Source organism: Actinoplanes oblitus, from assembly GCF_030252345.1.
Taxonomy (GTDB): domain Bacteria; phylum Actinomycetota; class Actinomycetes; order Mycobacteriales; family Micromonosporaceae; genus Actinoplanes; species Actinoplanes oblitus.
This window is the reverse complement of sequence record NZ_CP126980.1, coordinates 2,448,058-2,465,821: the sequence shown is the minus strand read 5'-3', so window position 1 is coordinate 2,465,821 and position 17,764 is coordinate 2,448,058. Positions and strand designations below refer to the sequence as shown.

At 65.6% G+C, this 17,764-nt stretch carries 13 protein-coding genes; 7 read left to right on the top strand and 6 right to left on the bottom strand.

The features are described 5' to 3' along the window. Window positions 1–49: 49 nt before the first annotated feature. Window positions 50–1,528 (top strand): hypothetical protein, encoded by a 1,479-nt coding sequence (locus Actob_RS11195; RefSeq protein WP_284920016.1) that lies wholly within the window; start codon window positions 50–52, stop codon window positions 1,526–1,528. Window positions 1,529–1,649: 121 nt separating this feature from the next. Here Actob_RS11195 and Actob_RS11190 read toward each other — a convergent pair whose 3' ends face one another. After that, on the bottom strand, window positions 1,650–2,759 hold the full coding sequence (locus Actob_RS11190; RefSeq protein ID WP_284920015.1) for an IS110 family RNA-guided transposase: 1,110 nt from the start codon (window positions 2,757–2,759) through the stop codon (window positions 1,650–1,652). Window positions 2,760–3,055: 296 nt separating this feature from the next. Between Actob_RS11190 and Actob_RS11185 the strand changes: the two genes are divergently transcribed. Further along, window positions 3,056–3,955: a hypothetical protein gene (locus tag Actob_RS11185; protein WP_284920014.1), complete on the top strand. Its 900-nt coding sequence runs from the start codon at window positions 3,056–3,058 to the stop codon at window positions 3,953–3,955. Window positions 3,956–4,156: 201 nt separating this feature from the next. On the opposite strand, the gene Actob_RS11180 is transcribed toward Actob_RS11185, so the two are convergent. Continuing rightward, a complete protein-coding gene (locus Actob_RS11180) occupies window positions 4,157–5,008 on the bottom strand; it encodes a hypothetical protein (protein ID WP_284920013.1) in 852 nt (283 codons plus the stop codon). Window positions 5,009–5,318: 310 nt separating this feature from the next. Here Actob_RS11180 and Actob_RS11175 point away from each other — a divergent pair, with 310 nt between their 5' ends. Next, a complete protein-coding gene (locus Actob_RS11175) occupies window positions 5,319–6,068 on the top strand; it encodes an HNH endonuclease family protein (protein WP_284920012.1) in 750 nt (249 codons plus the stop codon). Here Actob_RS11175 and Actob_RS11170 read toward each other — a convergent pair. Beyond that, window positions 6,051–6,365 (bottom strand): hypothetical protein, encoded by a 315-nt coding sequence (locus Actob_RS11170; RefSeq protein ID WP_284920011.1) that lies wholly within the window; start codon window positions 6,363–6,365, stop codon window positions 6,051–6,053. The genes Actob_RS11175 and Actob_RS11170 overlap by 18 nt on opposite strands. 56 nt (window positions 6,366–6,421) lie before the next feature. Between Actob_RS11170 and Actob_RS11165 the strand changes: the two genes are divergently transcribed. Then, window positions 6,422–10,663 carry an AAA domain-containing protein gene (locus Actob_RS11165; RefSeq protein ID WP_284920010.1) on the top strand — a complete coding sequence of 1,414 codons (4,242 nt, stop codon included), beginning with the start codon at window positions 6,422–6,424 and terminating at the stop codon, window positions 10,661–10,663. Then, window positions 10,660–11,505, top strand: coding sequence for a TIGR02391 family protein (locus tag Actob_RS11160; RefSeq protein WP_284920009.1), 846 nt, complete (start codon window positions 10,660–10,662; stop codon window positions 11,503–11,505). Before Actob_RS11165 ends, Actob_RS11160 begins: the two co-directional genes overlap by 4 nt. Window positions 11,506–11,672: 167 nt before the next feature. On the opposite strand, the gene Actob_RS11155 is transcribed toward Actob_RS11160, so the two are convergent. From Actob_RS11155 to Actob_RS11145, 3 genes are all read right to left on the bottom strand, one after another. Further along, entirely contained in the window at window positions 11,673–12,749 is a 1,077-nt protein-coding gene (locus tag Actob_RS11155) for a tyrosine-type recombinase/integrase (RefSeq protein WP_284920008.1), read from the bottom strand. Then, entirely contained in the window at window positions 12,746–13,198 is a 453-nt protein-coding gene (locus Actob_RS11150) for a hypothetical protein (RefSeq protein ID WP_284920007.1), read from the bottom strand. Before Actob_RS11150 ends, Actob_RS11155 begins: the two co-directional genes overlap by 4 nt. Before the next feature lie 346 nt (window positions 13,199–13,544). Then, window positions 13,545–14,078, bottom strand: a complete 534-nt coding sequence (locus tag Actob_RS11145) for a hypothetical protein (RefSeq protein ID WP_284920006.1) — start codon at window positions 14,076–14,078, stop codon at window positions 13,545–13,547. A 1,476-nt stretch (window positions 14,079–15,554) separates the two neighbouring features. On the opposite strand from Actob_RS11145, the gene Actob_RS11140 reads away from it, so the two are divergent. Then, the gene (locus Actob_RS11140) at window positions 15,555–16,130 is read left to right on the top strand and encodes a DUF3558 domain-containing protein (RefSeq protein ID WP_284920005.1); all 576 of its coding nucleotides are present in this window, start codon (window positions 15,555–15,557) and stop codon (window positions 16,128–16,130) included. 208 nt (window positions 16,131–16,338) lie between these two features. Then, entirely contained in the window at window positions 16,339–17,658 is a 1,320-nt protein-coding gene (locus Actob_RS11135) for a serine/threonine-protein kinase (protein WP_284920004.1), read from the top strand. The last annotated feature ends 106 nt before the right edge of the window (window positions 17,659–17,764 follow it).

Below are 17,764 nucleotides of genomic sequence, written 5' to 3'. Positions count from 1 at the left end.
CGTCATTCCCCGAACAGTCACATCCGATCGCCTCCAGGAGTACATCGCCATGTACGACCTCGCGACGGACTTCGACGTCCACAACCCTGCCAATCTGGCTCCGATCTGCCGGCCGTGCAACCTCGCCAAGTCTGACCGGCAGCCCGGAAGCATGCTGGTAGGAGTCATACTCAGCAAGGCCGCCGACAAGAAGGCGAACGTCATCCGGCGGGTCCTGCGATTCAGCGCAGACACGAAACGATCAGCCGACGCCGCCATAGCCGACAGCCAGATCACCAATCCGGTCGAAATCGCAGCCCGTATCCGGGAACTCTCCGACCGTCAAGCAACCACGTCCAGCAACTGGCGCCACGACTTTCAGACCATGCCCGGCGGCATCACAGTGCGATTCACCCCAGCTGACGCCCAGGAATCCCCGCCGAATGAGCCACTGCCACCCATCTTCGACTTTCCCGAATCCGATCCTCAAGCAGTACACGCCGAACAACGGCTCGCCGACCTCGCCAACTTCGGTGGCGAGATCGCCGTCGCCGGCCACTATCTCGCCCAACCAGCCGACGGGATAGGACCCTCATGGGCCGGCGTGATCGGGCTCGACGGGCCCGACGATCAAGTCCTGGTTACGGTCGGCCAGACACAGCTCTCACCCGGGACCAACTACCAGCTGGCTGTGGTCTCCGCATCGGGAACCGTCAAACAACGTCTCCAACTGCATCCGGCAGTCGTGTTCCGCGGCCACCACGGAGGCCGGATACTCCTTCACGACGGAGCAGGCATCTTCACCGCCCACCTCCAAACCGCTCGAAACGAGTCCGGCGAGGTCATACACGTCAACGTCAACGCCAACGACTTCGCAGGCCACTATCCCTACGCAGTCCGATCCTCGGTGGACCTGTTCCTACAGGCCGAGGCCACCGACCGGCTGGAACTACGACTGAACAACCAATGCATCGGTGACCTCCTGGACGGCGACCCCGCCGAACGGGCTGGCGCTCTGCAGCACCTGCGAAAAGACGCCGAGATCATTGCGGCGCTCGAACGAGTCCAGGCGCACGCCGGTGAGCCATTCACCATCCCCGAAGAACTACCCGCCGATGAGTGCGCGGACCTACTAGCCGCCGCCAGACTGCTCGACGGAAAAGCGGCCAGAGTCCCCAGCAGCACCGTCACACTCACGATCTACGCCGACTGCATCGAAGACTTCCTTCAGGCCGTCCTCGCCAGCGTTCCCGGTGACCTGACGATGCTGAACGCCGACTACAACATCACCTGCGCGTCGCACCAGATCAACATCGGCAGGGCTGCCATCCGCGCTACCCAGGTGACCCTCACCAACACCGACGAACTCCGCGCCGCCATAGGCTCAGGCGTCGACGTCGTCGCCCGGTTCAAATGCGTCGAAGGCACCAACATCTACGCCACCCTGATGCAACCAGACGACGACATCCACACCACACCGGACTCGCTGTTCTCTGCACCCCACCACATCTCGTCACCGCCACCCAATCCAGAAGCCTCGGCCGCGTAGCCGGCCTCGCGTCACAGGCCGGAACAAACCACCATCAGAGGGCTTCCGCCCGGTGCAGCCCCTACTCCTCAACACGCCTTGGAAACACCCGGCGATCTAACTCAACTGGCTCCTCTCTGTGTCAAGACGTGGTCTGGATTGAGGTTCTAAGATTGCTGTCGGCGGGTTCGGGAAGTGACTTCTCCGAAGAGCCGGTGTAGGGATGAGAGCCGGTCACGCTGGAGTTCGCTGACGTTCCCCGGTGTCCTCCCGGACCCGTCGCCATCGCCGCGGTGGCGTCGTTGATCATCTGTCGGTAGACGATGTCGGACAGGCGCCGTTTCAGTGCCCGCATGGCTTCCATCGACGTCTTCCCCGCTGCTTTCTTGCGGTCGAAGTAGGCGCGGCCTTCGGTCGGACGGCGTAGCTGGACGGTGGCCATGATGTGCAGGACTCGGTTGATCTGCCGATTGCCCGCCCGGGAGAGCCGATGGCGGACCTGGTCGCCGGAGGACGCGTCGATGGGTGCGGTGCCGTTCCAGGAGGCGAAGTGCCCGCGGTCCGGGAAACGGATGACCGCACCGACTTCGATCAGCAGCCGGGCTGCGCCGGACGGGCCGATGCCGTGCAGGTCCATCAGCGTGGTGCCGGTGGCGGCGACCAGATCCTTGAGCTCCTTGTCGGCCTGCTTGGACCGCTGGTAGATCCGCTCAAGGTCAGCGATCAGCTCCGCAGCCACCCGCCGGCGGGCTTTGCCGGCGGCGTCCCGCGGTCGGACGGTGGCCAGCAGTACTTTGGCCTGAGCGGCGGACAGGCTCTTCTTCGCCCCACCGGGGATCAGCTCCAGCAGCAGTTGGTGCAGCTGCGACACCATCCTGGTGTGGTCCTCGCCGAGGGAGCGGCGCCGGTCGGCCAGGATCCGTAGCACGGCCAGTTGTTCATCGTTGACCAGCGGACGCAGCCCGGCCATCCGGGTGCCGACCAGCGCGATGGAGTGCGCGTCGGTAGCGTCTGTCTTACGGCCCTGACCGGTGGCGAACACCCGGGCGCGGGCGGACAGTTTCGGTGGGACGTCGACGACCTGCTCGCCGTCGGCCAGGAGCCGGTTGGCGATGTGCCGGCCGATTCCTTGGCAGCCCTCGATGGCCCAGACCCGGTCTGGCCACTGTTTGGCGTACGTGACCATGTCCTTGTAGCCGTCTCGATCGGTGCCGAACCGGCCGGTGCCCAGGATGGTCTCGTCGCTGGTCATTACCTCGATGGTGGCAGAGCGCTTGTGCGGGTCCATGCCGATGACCACACGCTGCGACCGGTTCATGTATCCCTCCGGTGCTCGATCCGACGGTTCGTCGAGCTGGGAGGGCATCGCTACTTTGAGCTGTGCAAACCTCTCTTGAGCCTCTCCCTGCCCTGAAGCGACGCCCGGGACTGCGCAGGCCAAATGAGAGCCACACCGAGGTGGGCAGCCGAAATGAGAGCGACAGCCCGGACGTCTAGACCGAAGCCTGGCCGGGCCGCGGTCCTAGGGCAATGAAACAAGTAGCCGAGATGAGTGCGCAGACCCGGATGACGCAAGATCAGTTGCGGCAGGCGACACCGCAGCGAACTCCTCTAGTAGATAATTCGTGCATGGCACGCCTACAACCGACCCAAGAGACGCTCCGAATTCTCTATCTCCACTCGGGTAACGAATGCGCCTACCCTGACTGCTCTGCGCGAATAATCAACGACGCAGGTACCTATATAGCACAGCTTGCCCATATTGAGGCGGCGGAACGAGGCGGCCCACGCTACAGGGAATCGCAGACCGACGAAGAGAGGCGGTCTGCGGACAATCTTCTCTTCCTCTGTTACATGCATCACAAAATTACAGACGGATCCGAATACACTGTCGCACGAATGCAGAAGTTGAAGAATGATCACGAGGCCAGATTCGGCGAAGCTGCCATTACTCGGCTGTCAGATGCGGTTCAAGATTTAACTAAGCAACAGCAGGCCCATGGGTCTTTTGTTTTGCATCGTCTCGCCGACTTCCTCGATCTGCCGGATCGCTCGGTCGAACTCCCCGCTCTGGTGGCGGAGATGCAAACATTTGGTGCCCATCTGGCGGATCTGCCCCGAGAGCATCGAGGAATTCTCGCCATTATTCTTGAGAAGGGTAAAAGCCCATCATGGAGTCGATCCGAAATCAGAATGCAAATTCACAACCTGGAGGCTCGAGCCGGGGTTAGCTACGGTGGCCTGTACCCGCATCTCAAGTTCCTTGAGGAAGAAGGCTTCGTTGACCTAGACATAGAAGAGCCTGAAGATAATGTACCGAGGGTATCGCTCCGTGAGAATAGGGAATTCGCCACACCGATCTGGGAAGTGATCAGAGACTATTGCAACGCAGAGGGCGCCTCGGTGATGGACATCATTGTTGACTTGGACTTTTCGGGACTCGACTAATATTAGGTTGCCGAAATATGACTCTACCCGGCCGCCAGCCCTGATTTTCGACGGCATCACAACGCCAGATCGTGTGACCGCATCTCACACAGACAACGCGCGCGTTGGTCAGCTGACTGCCGCCGCAGTAGACGAGAAGGCCAGCGATGTGTTGTTCGCTGCGGTCAGGGCTGATCGAGACAGCGAAGATGCATCTCGATCCTACGGTCCTCGGCCGTAGACCTCCGCGACGTCCAAGCCTGTCAGGCCCTCATCGCGGCGATCTCGACGGCGGCCACGGCCTCGTTGAGCCGCGCGATCAGTGGCGACAATTGGCATGGTGGTAAATCCTGTAGCGGTTCTGTGCAGCAGGTAGGCGCGGGCGAGCTGCCGGAACCACGTCACCTCCTCCGGGGTGGGCGGCGACTCGTCTGTCGGGTGCAAGGCGGCGGCCCGGATACGCGACGGCGAGCGCGTCGGTGACGGCGGCAAGTCGTAGCCCTCCGACCGCAGATAGCCGTCGAGTTCAAGCACATGCGCCATGTTGGTTCTTGGCGGCGGCAAAGGTGCTGCTGTCTCGACGATGGTGGAGAACGCCCATAGTCCCACCAGTGGAGCGATCGTCTGCATCGCCTGAACCCCGAGCAGGAATACCTCGTATAGGTCGGCTACCTGACGATCGGCGCCGACGGCAACGGCGGCGAACGCGTCCCAAGCAGCCGCGGCTCTGTCCGGTTCCGCCGGCCACCCGGTGCGGATCGACCATTCGGAGCGGATCTGATTTCCGATTTGACGGAGCCCACCGTTCGGGTAAGACCATTCGGTCAGATGTGCCTGGACGGCTGTGCCGGTGGCAGCAGCGACGGCGGCCTGGACAGCGAGAGGGATCCGGTCCAAAAGTTGTCGACAGTCAGCGGGAGATTTGTCGGTCACGTCTAGTTCTATGTCGAACCGGACGTGGTCTGCTTCGGGGACCAGGTACAGCGGTGCCATCCGAATTGGGTCGGTGAGCTCCAGGAGGCCGTCGATCGTCCCGGACGCGATTAGCGTTGTCTGCGGGTTCAGATCCGGCATAGCGTGACTCCACCTGTTCGTTGTGTGTAGCCGACCACGATCTTGCTTAGAGGATTCGGCTCGTCCGCTTGCTGGCCGCAAGCGGATCGTCCGCCATGAGGGTGTCCGACCGCAACGGGTTTCCTCTGCGGTTCCCATGATCAAGTGCACGGATCTGCCGCGATCCGACCATGTCCGGGCTGCGCCACCGTGCCGAGCGCCGGTCAGCGAGCACGGTACGGATACGACATGCAAGCCTTCGCATGCAAGCCTTCGACCGTAATCCGACATGCAGGATGAGGACGGCTAACATCTGGCGATAGTGGCTTTTATGACTGCCGTTGACAACGAGAAGCCGCGCGGGACCGGTCAACGTGCCCCGATTTCAGAGTCCGTGAAACGTGCCCTATACGCAATGAGTAACGGAACCTGCTATGCGCCAGAATGTGCGCAGCCGGCCTGCATCGATACCGGGCTAGGTGGCGTGCGGCTCAACGTCGAGGTTGCCCATATCTACGGAGTAAAGCCGAATGCTCCGCGCTTCCGCGCTGATCTCACTGACGAAGAGCGCGACGACTGGCGCCACCTTCTCTTGCTCTGTGAGGCGCATCATCGGGCCATCGACGATCCGAAAACAGGCGCAGATAACTATCCCGCTGAAATGCTGCTGCAGTGGAAGGCGGCCCGAGAAGCCGCACTTGGCGTTGGCATGCCGCCCGTGACTCTCGATCAGCTGGAGTTACTACTGGCGCGGTTCTTTGAAGATCCGAGTGAGCGCCTGGCCACCCTCGTGGGACGGCTGGACGACATTGCCAAAGAGGCGGCTAGAACGGGGCAGATCAACGGCGATACCGTTCAAGAATTGCGCTTGGTCGTCACGATGCTAAAGGAGACCGATTCATACCGGCTGGCTGAATCAGCTCGAACGCTAAGTGAGGCTGCCGAGATCTACTCGGCGATGAACCTCGGCTCGACGGCAAAAGGGCTGTCGGAGGCTGCCGAAATCTTCGGTAACTTGAACCTCGCTCAGCGAGCGCGAGAGCTGCGGGCTGCAGCTGAGCAATTAAATTTTGGGAGGTAGAGCGGCGAACTCTTCTACCGCTGATCGCGCAGCTGCAGCGGCTCCGGAGCTGGCTATTGCCCTGCCGCAGAGCGATAAGAACACGCGTTGAGCCTTGCCGCTGGGGGCATCCAGGCCGAAGGCAAGCGGCACAACGCCGCCCTCATCTGCCTTGCCCGCCACCGCGTTGACGTCCTGCACGTCATGCACCCGCACCCGCACCCGCACCATCGCAAACCGGCAGAAAAGCTCACTCTCGCTGTTTGAAGAGACCTGTAGGAACTCCCAGGCGTCCGGCGGACTGTCGCAGAATGGCATTCATTCATCAGCAGCGCTGTTGCTGAACGTAACCCGACGGATGCAAACTGTGAAGCGTGTTGTCTTCGCTCTCGTTGATCGACGAGTACGTGGTGCAGCGCACGAGCGGGCTGGTCGCGTACCTCAAGGAGCTGGTCGAGCAGTCATCCGAGCAGGTACGAGACACTGCGAAGGACGGCACGATCTGGCTCGACGACTACCAGGAGCACTTCGCCGACGAGGGCTCGGGCGAGCTGTTGGAGATCCATTGCCCGCCGTCTACCCAGCATGCCGGGCCGGTCGTTGACCGTTACCGCCGGCTCGAGGCCCTCGGCCGTCGAGCCGTCGACCTGAGCGACTCTCACGAACTGCTGTTCGGTATCGGGCTGCTGACAATCCCGGCAGGCAAACGCTCTGTACGGCGACACCTGCTGACCTGCCCGGTCGAGTTGCCCGTGGACGTCATTGCCGAAACGGCGCGCCTGCTGCCATCGCTCACAGCCGGTTTCCGGCTGGAGGATCGCGATTTCCTGAGGGCCGAGGACGGTTTCACAGCGGATCGAGAAATCAGCGCCATGCTGGCCGATCAGGCCGCCGATCTCACGCCGTTGTCTCCGCAGGTGGCCGGCTGGCTCGTGGAATGGAAGCGGCGCTGCTGGCCCGAGCCGCTGCTGGTCAACCCACACACCTGGACACCCCTCGAGGAACCCGGCGAGTCGGCGCTCACCCTCTCGCCCGCTTTGCTGCTGCGGCCGCGCACCCGCAGCCGGCTCATCGAGTTCTACGGCCAGCTCACTGCCGACCTGCAGCAATCCGGTGCCGCGGCGCCGCTCGGCCTGGCTCAACTCGTCGTCCCGTTCGAGCGTGAACAGAAGCAGCAATACCTTGCCCAGACCATACGGGCGAGTCTGCTGGACGACGCGGATCCCCTACTCCCCCTGTCGAGCAACGCCGAACAGCGACGCATCCTCGAGGTGCTGCGCTCCGACACGGCCGCGGTGATTCAGGGACCGCCAGGCACGGGCAAGACCCACACAATCGCGAACCTCATCTGCGCCCTGCTTGCCGACGGGCAGCGGGTGCTGGTCACCAGCGAGAAAGGCCAGGCGTTACGGGTCTTGAAGGACAAAATCCCGGCGGACGTACGCGACCTGTGCGTACTCGCGACCGGGCTGCGGCGCGGCGCCGACGACGCCCTCGACCGCAGCATCACCGCCCTGTCCGAGTTGCAGGCCGGCACCGACACGGCACAGCTGGCACGGACTGTAGACCGGCTCGCCGACCGGCGGCACGACTTATTGCAGCGACGTAAGGCCGCTCTGCTGGATCTGCAGATCGTCCGCGAGGACCAGTACTCGATCCACCGACCTGGCGCCGGTCGATACAGCGGAACCCTCGTGGACATCGTCAGCGCGATCGAGGCCGACCGGCCCGCGTACGAGTGGATCGGCGAACTCGCGCCGACCGGCACCGACACCCCGGCCTTGACTGACGGCGAGGCGGTTGCGTTGCTCGACCTGCTGCGCACCACGACCCCGGAACGAGCGGTCCGCGGCCGGCAACGCCTGCCCGACATCGATTCGTTGCCAGAACCGCTGGAGATCAACACCGCCTTCGCCCACCTCAACCGCGTCGACGAGCTCCTCGGCCCCGACCGCACCGAGGTAGCGCCGTTGCTGAACCTCGACCGGCAGCCGCTAACCGACGTCGTTCAGCTGATCCAACAAGCCGCGGACAGCCTCGCCGAAGTCGGACTCTCCGAACTGACCGCGCACTGGGGCAGCGACGATTGGCGGCTGCACGCCGCCCGAGACAGGCTCGCCCGGCAGAACCCCGAATACTGGGCCACCCTGCGCGCTGAACTGCGAGCCGTCACCACCGACTCCACGGTACGCGCCGCGGCAGCCGACACCAGGGTCAGCGTGGATCCGGCCGCCGACCCGGTCCGGCTGCTCGGCCAGGCCCTGCGACTGCGCGCCTACCTGAAACAACGCCACTGGATCCGCCGTTACCTGCCTGCCCACCCCGTCGAACTCGACGCGGCCGAACTCCTGACCGCATGCACCGTCGACCAGGCGCCGCCGAACACCGTCGACGCGCTCGAGATAGCCATCACCTACCTGCACGCCACGACAACCGTCGACACCGCCCTACGGGCATGGCCAACCGGGAACGCAGCGCCCGCGCCACGACTCAGCGGCCGCCTGGCCCAGCTGCGCGACATCGAACGCAGCGCTGCCACGATTGACGCCCTCTCCGGCATCCGCGACCACATCGAACACCACCTGCGCCGCCACGGGGTCCGCTTCCCGATCCGCACACCACAACAGTGGGACCGGACCGCCCGCGCGATCCAGGCAGCACCGCTGATCGCCCGCGCCCGCACCGCACAAGACGAACTCGACGCCATCCAGGGCAGGCTCACCACGGTCAGCTACGACCCGGACGCCGCGCCCGAAGTCCTGCAACTAATAACCGCACTGCGCGACCGCGACATCACCAGCTACGCGTCCCTGCGCGCCAAAGTCGGCAAAGCCGCCCTCGACCACACCCGCGAGCACCACTGCACCGAACTCACCGGCCGACTGCGCACCCGGCACCCCGCGCTCGCGGCCCGGCTGACCCAAGACCCGCATCATCCGGCCTGGGACTCCCAACTCGCCCGGCTCAGCGCCGCCTGGTCCTGGGCCACCGCCGTCCGCTACCAGCGGCTGATCGCCTCCGCCGATAGTGACGACACCGAACGCCGCCTACGCGACCTCGACACCCAACTGGCCGACGTCACCGCGCAACTCGCCGGCGGCCGGGCGCTGCTGCACTGCCTAGCAAACGTCACCGAGGAACAGCGAGCAGCCCTGCAGGACTATCGATCTGCCATGAGCTCCTACGGCCGAGGAAAGAGCGAACACGCGGAACGCCGCCTGAACTCCGCACGCAGCGCGATGCACGACGCCCAGGCCGCCGTCCCGGCATGGATCATGCCGCTGAGCAACGTCATCGAAACTATCGACATCGAGCCCAACAGCTTCGACGTAGTCATCGTCGACGAGGCCAGCCAGGCCGGCATCGACGCCCTGTTCCTGCTCTGCCTCGCCCCACGAGTGATCATCGTCGGCGACGACCGGCAATGCGCTCCCGGACTGCGTACCGAGCTGGCCACCGTCCACGAATCCATCGACCATCACCTGAACGCCCTGCGCGAGCACGTCCGCGAAAGCTTCAACCCCGTCTCGAACCTCTACGAACTTCTGTCCGCACGGTTCCCCGGCGTCATCCGGCTCAAAGAACACTTCCGCTGCATGCCCGAGATCATCGGATGGTCATCCCGCCAGTTCTACCGCGACAGCCTTATACCGCTCCGGCAGTTCGGCGCCGACCGGCTCAACCCCATAGAGGTCGTCCGCGTCGCCAACGCCGTCGAAGAAGGCACCTCCACGAACCCGAAGAACCCGGCCGAAGCCGAAGCGGTCGTCGACCAGATCCAGAAACTGTTGATCGACTCCAACTACCTCACCAAATCCATCGGTGTTGTCGTCCTGCAGAGCGGCGCGCAAGCGACCCTCATCGACGGAATGATCCGCAGCACGATCGACCCGGCCGAGATCCAGCGTCATGACATCAGGGTCGGGCAGCCACCCGACTTCCAAGGTGACGAACGCGACGTCATCCTGCTGTCCATGACGATCGCCCGGCCTCGCAGGCCACAGGTCGGACGAGTCAACGAACGCCGTTTCAACGTCGCCGCCTCCCGCGCCCGCGACCAACTCTGGTTATTTACCTCCATCGACGCCGCCCAGCTCAAACCAGATGACATGCGCCACTCGCTGCTGACCTGGATGCAACACCCACCGACCCTGATGACCACCGATCCGCAACTCGATCAGGCCGGCCGCGACGAACTGCACCGCGGCTTCGCAACCCTGCTCCAGCAACACGTCTTCCTCGACCTGCGCGAACGCAACTACGCCGTCAGAGCCCAATACCCGATCAGCGGCTCCACCGTCGACCTCGTCATCATCGGTGACAGCGGTCGCCTCGCCGTGGAATGCGAAACTCCTGACCGGCCCACCACCCCCGAACACATCCACGAGAGGCTGCAGCGAGACCGCGAACTCCAACGCGCAGGCTGGCAATTCGTCCGGATCAAACACAGTGACTACCTCACCGACCCCGAAGCCGCCCTGCGCCCGCTCTGGGCTGCGCTACGCCGCCGAGGCATCGACCCGCGAACCCTCCCGCACATCGACCGCGCCGCTCCCGTCTGGGAAGCCGCAACCCTATCCGCCGACGAACAAGGACTCGACGACCAGGAGCCATGACCGCCACCGACGAAACCCCCGACACCAGCCCCTGGCCGACCGCCGTCGTCCAGGAGATCTCCGAGATAATGGGCAGCACCGAATCTCCAGGGCTGGCCAACAGGGAAATCGAGCAACTGCTGGCCGCGGCCGGCATCCCCGACGTCCTCGACGCGCCGAACAAACGCACCCGCGTGGCCACCGCCCTGCTCCAACAGCAGCAACGCGACGGCACCAACACCGCCATCAGCCGCTTCCTAATCGCGGCGATGACCCCAGCCCGCTACCTCCGCGCCCGCGACCGATTCGAACAACTACGCAAAGCTTTGGCAGAGCCACTCTCATTGGTCGGCCTCGAGATCACCGCCCAAGGGCGCCTCGGACCAGCAACCGAAACCGCCACCACTCTCGACGACGTCGCCCGCATCGCCGGCCGCCTCCGCTACGAACTGAACCACCGAGGCGTCCATCCCGAAGTCATCCGCTACTGCGACGAAGAACTCATCCGCCAATCGCTGTTCCACGCCGTGTTCGAGGCCACCAAAGGAGTAGCCCAGCGATTGCGCCAGATGAGCGGCCTCAACACCGACGGCAACACCCTTGTCGAAGCCTGTCTCCTGCCCAGGAACGGAACGACACTCATGCATATCAACGGATATCAGAGTGTCTCCGACACCAGCGAACAAAACGGCTTTGCCAACCTCATCAAAGGCATCTTCGGTACATTCCGCAACCCGCCCGCACACACCACTCGCGCGACCGGACTCTGGAATCTGACCGAAGCAGACGCACTCGATCTGTTCTCCATGCTGTCGTTCGTGCACCGCCGCCTCGATCAGACCCGAGTGATCCCTCCGGCATAACACCGGATCCGTCTGCGACGGGCGCGGCGGCTGGCGGTCCGCCTTCGCTCTTGGCGGCCGCCTCATCGGACAGCAAAGACCGATCGCCGAGTTCGCACAAGCGCCGCAACCCTCAGCAGCCCGGGCTGGCGGCGTGACCAGGTCGCGCCGCCAGCCCTCCTCGGTCTTTAGTCGTATTCACCGACGAGAGCATCGCCCGCGAGGTTGAGCACCGGCAGATTGCCTGGTAGCGCGAGGGGATGGGGCTCGCCAGTCAGTCCAGACAACGCCGTCGCAACCTCCTGCAAGGTCGCTTTCACATACCGCGCAGTGGTGCCCGCGTCGTTCGGGGTTTCGGCGTGGCCAGCGTAGGCGAGCGCGACGGCATATCCGTAGACCCGCTCAACCCACGTAAGCGTCGTATGGCGGAGCCAGTGCGCGGAGATCATCTGCACCCGGACCCAGGGCAGGAGGTCGCCGACGCGGGTGAATAGGTAGTCGTAGCGGCGCCGTCCGACCGGTTTACCGTTGCGGTAGCGCAGCAGTGACCCGCGCTGCGGTGAGCCGCGTTCCTGGGCGTGTTGTTGCAGGAACGCCATCAGAGTCGGCGAGACCGGCTGCCACCGGAACGTGTCCCCTTTCTCGCGTAGCAGGACCAGGCACTGTTCGACGTCGAGGTCCATCGGCCGCAGGGCGAGCAGGCCGCCGCGGCGACAGGCGGTCTCGATGTGGAAGCGCAGGATCAACGTGTCCAGCTCGGGGTCGTTGCCGGAGGTGCCCGCCGTTTCGGTGAGTTCGGCCAGCCGGTCATCGGCCAACGCCGAGCGGGTGGAGGCCAGCCGGGCCGGTTTCGGAACCTTGCGGGCCGGATTGTCGCCCTCGCCGATATAGCCGTCAGCGACCGCCCGCTTGTAGAAGCAGCGCATCGCGGAGATGAAATGCTCCGCGGCGCTGCGGCCGCCGCGATTATTGCGGCGCCGCAACGCGGTCGCCTGGATCTCGCGCATCGCGACTTCGATCTCCGACGGGATGACCGAATCGATACGGCGCTCGGCCCAGCGTTCGAGGGCCTTGGCCCAGTAGGTGCCATACATGCGCTGCGACCCCGGCGCGACCGCCGCCGCCACGATCGGCAGATACTCGGCGAACGTCGGCGCCGACCTGCCCGGCACCGCGGTGTTGAGTAGATCCGCCGGGGTGATACCCATCTGCTGTAACAGGGTGCGCGCCGCCTGCAGCACCTCCGGCTTCGCCCCGCCGCTCACCGCCCACCACCGATCGCGGCGGTGTGCGCGGCCAGGGTGAGCTGACCCAGTTGTGCGGGCGGGTGCACGATCAGCCGCTGCTTGTCCGGCAGGGCAGCCAGAACCACCCGCTGGTGGCCTTCCATGCGGCAGGCCCGGCGCACCCGCATCGGTAGCCGGACCTGCCACCGCTCATCCAAGGTTCGGCAGCCGGTCTCGTCGGCGGCGACCACGATCAGCCCTTCGCGGATCGTGAACTCCAGTCTTAGGCCCGGCTTCCAGCCGAGGCACCCCATGATGACTTTGTCGGTGATCCGGCCGGCCCGATCGAGCGCGGCGAGCCCGAAGACGACGTCACGCGTCGGGAACTGCGGCACTTTCGGCAGGGGCAGCGGCCGCCGCTGCACCGGCCCACGACCAGGCTCTCGGCGCTGGCCTTCCCGGTCCGGCAGCGTCAGCCGCGGCACCAAGGGTGGCAGCGGGACGGTCCTCACCATCGGCCATCACCTGCCGGCAGCCGGCGACGCACCGGTGCGGTGGACGCGTGGCGATGCGGTGTTTTGTTACGGGGAGCGGGTTTGCGTGCCGGATGCGTTGTATGGGGGTGTGAGTCCCCCTCCGGACACGCAATATCATCGATGTGCGATCGATACCAGATAGCCGCTGACCGGCATATTATTGGTCAGCGGCTTTGTGTTTTGGTCGGCGTGGACCCTGCCACCCGGTCCAGCTTGAGATGACCCAGCTGCCCCTTTACGTTGATCTGCGTCTGGAACCTCCGATAACACGGAAGTGGTCACGCCAGGGTGGCTTGCCTCAACGATGGGCGACAAGCCGTCGATTCATCTCGGCGAGCAGTGCCGACGGTCCGGGCGTCATCAGTCCGACGTCAACGACGAAGGCGGCGGCGCCCGAGCGTCGACGTACCCGTGGCGCCCACGCCGAAACGGCGGCGACGGTAGCGGCGTTCAGGCTGGTGGGCGTTATCAGCAGTTCAGTCAAATGGCCGGTGAAGCGCAGCCGGACCGACTGAACCGCCGACCACGGCAGGAACACCGGTTTGCGGCGGGTGGCCGCGAACTCCAGGCCGGCGGCCGAGGCGCGTATCCAGCCGAGATTGCGGCCGGCGCCGAGGACGGTCCCGGTTGCTCCCCCGATCGCCGTCAGCAGCACCCAGATCACCGTTTCGGTGAAGTCCCACCTGTCCAGCAAGAGGCCGATCGCGGTCCCGCGGACCAGCAGAAACACGGGAATGAAGATCAGTGCCATCCTCAGCCACAGCCGCGACCGGTGCAGACGGAATGTCACCGCGTCGCCGGCGGGTGCGGGGATGAGGTCAACGGTGGCCATGAGGGAAGTATCCGCAGCCCGGCTTGTCATTGGATCAGCCGAATGATCACAGCCGGAACTGCGGTCCCAGGTCATTGCCGATTTCCGGCGCATTCTGGTCGGCCCCCAGACGAACACGGCGACCAGCAGTCCCGATCAGGACGTGATGCGGGCGGGTGGGCCTGACCAAGTGGTGACCTGAGACCGATCAAAAGCAGCCCGGCCCCCGTTCAGGGACTCTGTTGGCGAATTCCGAACTAGACGCTCGCCCCGGCACGATCTCTCCCGATCATGTTCGGGGCGTTCGTGGTGGAGGTTGGGGTGTCGCTGCGTCCGATGGACCTGCGTGAGGCTCCGGAGCTGACTGCTCGTGTTGCCCGGACCGCCTTCCCAGCCGGGACTGCCGCGAGAGGCTGGTTCCAGCGGGCGACCTCGTGTATGCGGCCGCGTTCGTCGCTGGAGAGCAGGTCGAGCCGGGGCGTGACGGTGTAGGTGTTCGCGGCGACGTGGCGCAGCGCGACCGGACCGGCCAGCTGCGGGACGGTGGTCGCCCGACCGAGAGCGGCGGCGACGCCGCTCGAGTGTCCAGTCCAGGACGTCGGCGAGCTGGTCGATGGTCAGCCGTGCGGTGGCGGTGGCCAGCGCGGTGGGCACGGTCAGCGCGTCGACGTCCTCCGCGTCGTTGGTGTCGGCCGGTTCGGGGCGGGCGCGCAGGCAGGGGCGGTGCAGGACGGTGTCGAGCCCGGTGACCAGGTCGGCGGGGTGCATGTCGAGGTGGCGGGCGACCTCGGGGACGGATCCACCCACGCCCGGCTTCGCTCCCGATGCCAGGGCGAGGTAAGCGGGCGGTAAGCGACAACTGCCCATCCTGGTCGGGCACCGCTTCACCGCAGCGGGTCCGGTCCGTGCCGCAGCTTCCGCCCAACTCTACGGCGGGCGCAGCTCGGTGCCTGCCGTCATCGCCCGCGCACTCCCGAGCTGAGGAGCACCTATGCGCAGCACGACTGCAGTCCGTGTCGCCGCCGCCGTGGGGCAACGGCGGCGATACTCGCCGTCAACTCGCTCTGGGGCTGAGCACGAGCCTGTTGACCATGACGTCAGACGTTCCGCGGGGACGGCTGCACGTCATGGTCACGGCTGGTGGCAGCGGCCCGCCGGGCGCGCCACTCCCGCTTTCGGCAGCGCGCCGAGTAGTGCCGGGCGTCGGCGCGTAGTGGTCCCATCACGCCGCATCCAGGCCCCGGTGCGCCCGGCGAACTGCTCGGTGGTCAACAGGTGGCGGTAGCAGAGCGCTGCGGCGACGTACCACGGGACGTTGCACCACTGCGCTGCGGCCGCAGTACGCGCGATGCGTGAGGCGTATCGCCGCGCTGTCGCCGAGCGGCGCCCGGCAGACGAGGGCGGCATTGTGAAATAGTCAGACATCGACCAACATTGGGGATTAGATCAATGCCGTCCAGGAGGCACTGCCGGATGCGAAACCGTCACCGTCACCATGTGCTCACCGCGCTCACCGTCGGCCTGCTGCTCGTCGCGGTCGGCTGCAGCAGCGATGACGACGGCACAAGCAGCCCGAACAGCGTCGGAAACCCCACGACGGGCAGTGCAGTCGTCAAGGCCCCGGTGTTCGACAAGGACATGCCCGACAAGGACATCTGCGGCATTTTTACCAAAGAAGACTTCGAGAAGCTTCAGATGACCACCATCGAGACGAAGGTCCAGACCTTCCGTATGCATCCGAAAGCGCGCGGGGTGACGTGCGAGTTCGCCGTCTTCGACAACGTCAGCATCGGCGTGTTCCCGGACGTCGCCGTGGCCAAGGCCGGGATGAAGGATCTGAGCAACCTGGCGAACACGACTGCTGAGGCGATCAGCGTGCCCGGTGCCGACGAAGCCTCCTTCGGTACCTCGACCCTTCAGCAGGGCTATTACTCGCTGGTGAGCCGACGCGGCAAACTTATGGTGTTCGTCAACATGGAGCCGAAGATCAACGGGTTCTCCGCGGACGAGGCGCGCACCGCCGCCACCGCTCTGACCCAGATCGTGTACGAGCGGGCGCCGAAACTGGCCTGAGGCAAGTGTGGAGCCATGCCCCCACTGAAGCCGACGATGAAGACGAGGCTGAAGACGGTGGCTACCGAGAGCACGTCGCGCAACGTGTTGGGAGGCGGCTGGAAGGTCCCGGCGCCGCCCGGCGCGACTGCCTGCCGAGGCCCGCGACCTTCGGTAGCCGACGGGCGCACGGCCGCAACTATGGATATTGGTCGATAGGATGGCTCGGGTGACGGATTCCGCTGTGGAACTGGCGCGGGCGCTGGGGCGATTTGTAGCCGGCTTGCAGGGACTGCTGACGGCGTCGTGGTCCGGCGACCGCCGGGAGCCGGCCGAGCGACCAGCCGCCGAGGTACTCGCCGACGCGCTGCGGATCTGGGAACCCGGCCCCGTCACGCTGCCCGACCCGCCGCAGCCGTTCGTGTGGCTGCCGGTCGGCAGCGGCCGGGGGCGGTTCGGCAGGCGTCGTGCCCCCGCCACTGGCGTCTGGTTCGTGGCCGGGACCCTTCCGGGCCCGGCCGCGGCGCAGGTGCTCCTGGTGCGCCCGAACGAGACGGTAATAGCGCTGTCGCGCCGGGTGCCGGCGGAGTCAATCGCCACGGTGGTACGGCAGTTGCAGGCGGCCGTCCCCGGGGGGAGCAGAGCCGGCGCGGATACCCGATTCCCGACGAGGGGGAACCGGCAGCCGTTCGTCACCCGCGACGACTACCACCGGCCCCGCCCAGCCTGGGAGCTGACCCCCTCCGGCCTACGCCCGGTGGCATCGTCGCAGCCCGCACTCGTGGACACGTCGACGGCGACCGTACTCACCGTTCCCGGTCCCAGCGTCGCCGACGTCGTGCTCCACGAGTGGCTGGCGTTCCTTTCGGCCGAGCAGAACCAAGCTGTCCCGCCGCAACCGGCCACAGTCCTCGCCGAGCGCCTCGCCGAGGCCTGGGCATGGGCGGCGGCGGACGCCCTCTTCGACCAACTCGGGGAGATAGCCGCCCAGCTCGCGCAGGACCCGACCACCGGCGATCTGGTCGCCGAGCGGCACGCCACCGCGTCCGCGGAGTGGGGCCACGCCCGAGACAGCGTGCTCAGCCCCATCCGGGAGCACCTGGTCAACCCGGACGCGGTCCTGCCCGACGACCCCCGGAAGACCCTGTGGCGGCGGCTCGGTATCCGCCGGGCGGTCCTCGAGGAGCAGGACACCGTGCTGTTTGACGCGGATGGCCGCTTACTGCGGGTGGAACTGCTCCCGGCCTGGGCCCCGCAGGGCGAACCGCCCACGCAGGTGCGGGCCGCCGATGACCGAACCGTGATCGAGGTGAACGTGGCCGCCGATACCACCGAAATCTGGTCCACGATCTGGAGTGATGTCCTGCACGGGATCGCCAACGCGCGTCTCACCGTGCCCGCGGTCTCCACCGACCTGTTGCACCAGTCCGTTCCAAGGGCCCGCAACGCGGCCCTGACCCGCCTCGTCGGGCTGCGCCATCGGCTGGATCGGGCCGCCGCGTTCACCGCGTGGCTCCAGGCCCTTCGCTTAGGGCCACCGTCGTGGTGAACAACGCCACCGGGATCCCGCGAAGCAAATTGCCCCCAGGAGTACATGAAACGACCATTGCCATCACCAGAGTCGAGCAGGCTCTATAGCGATACATGTTGCGGCT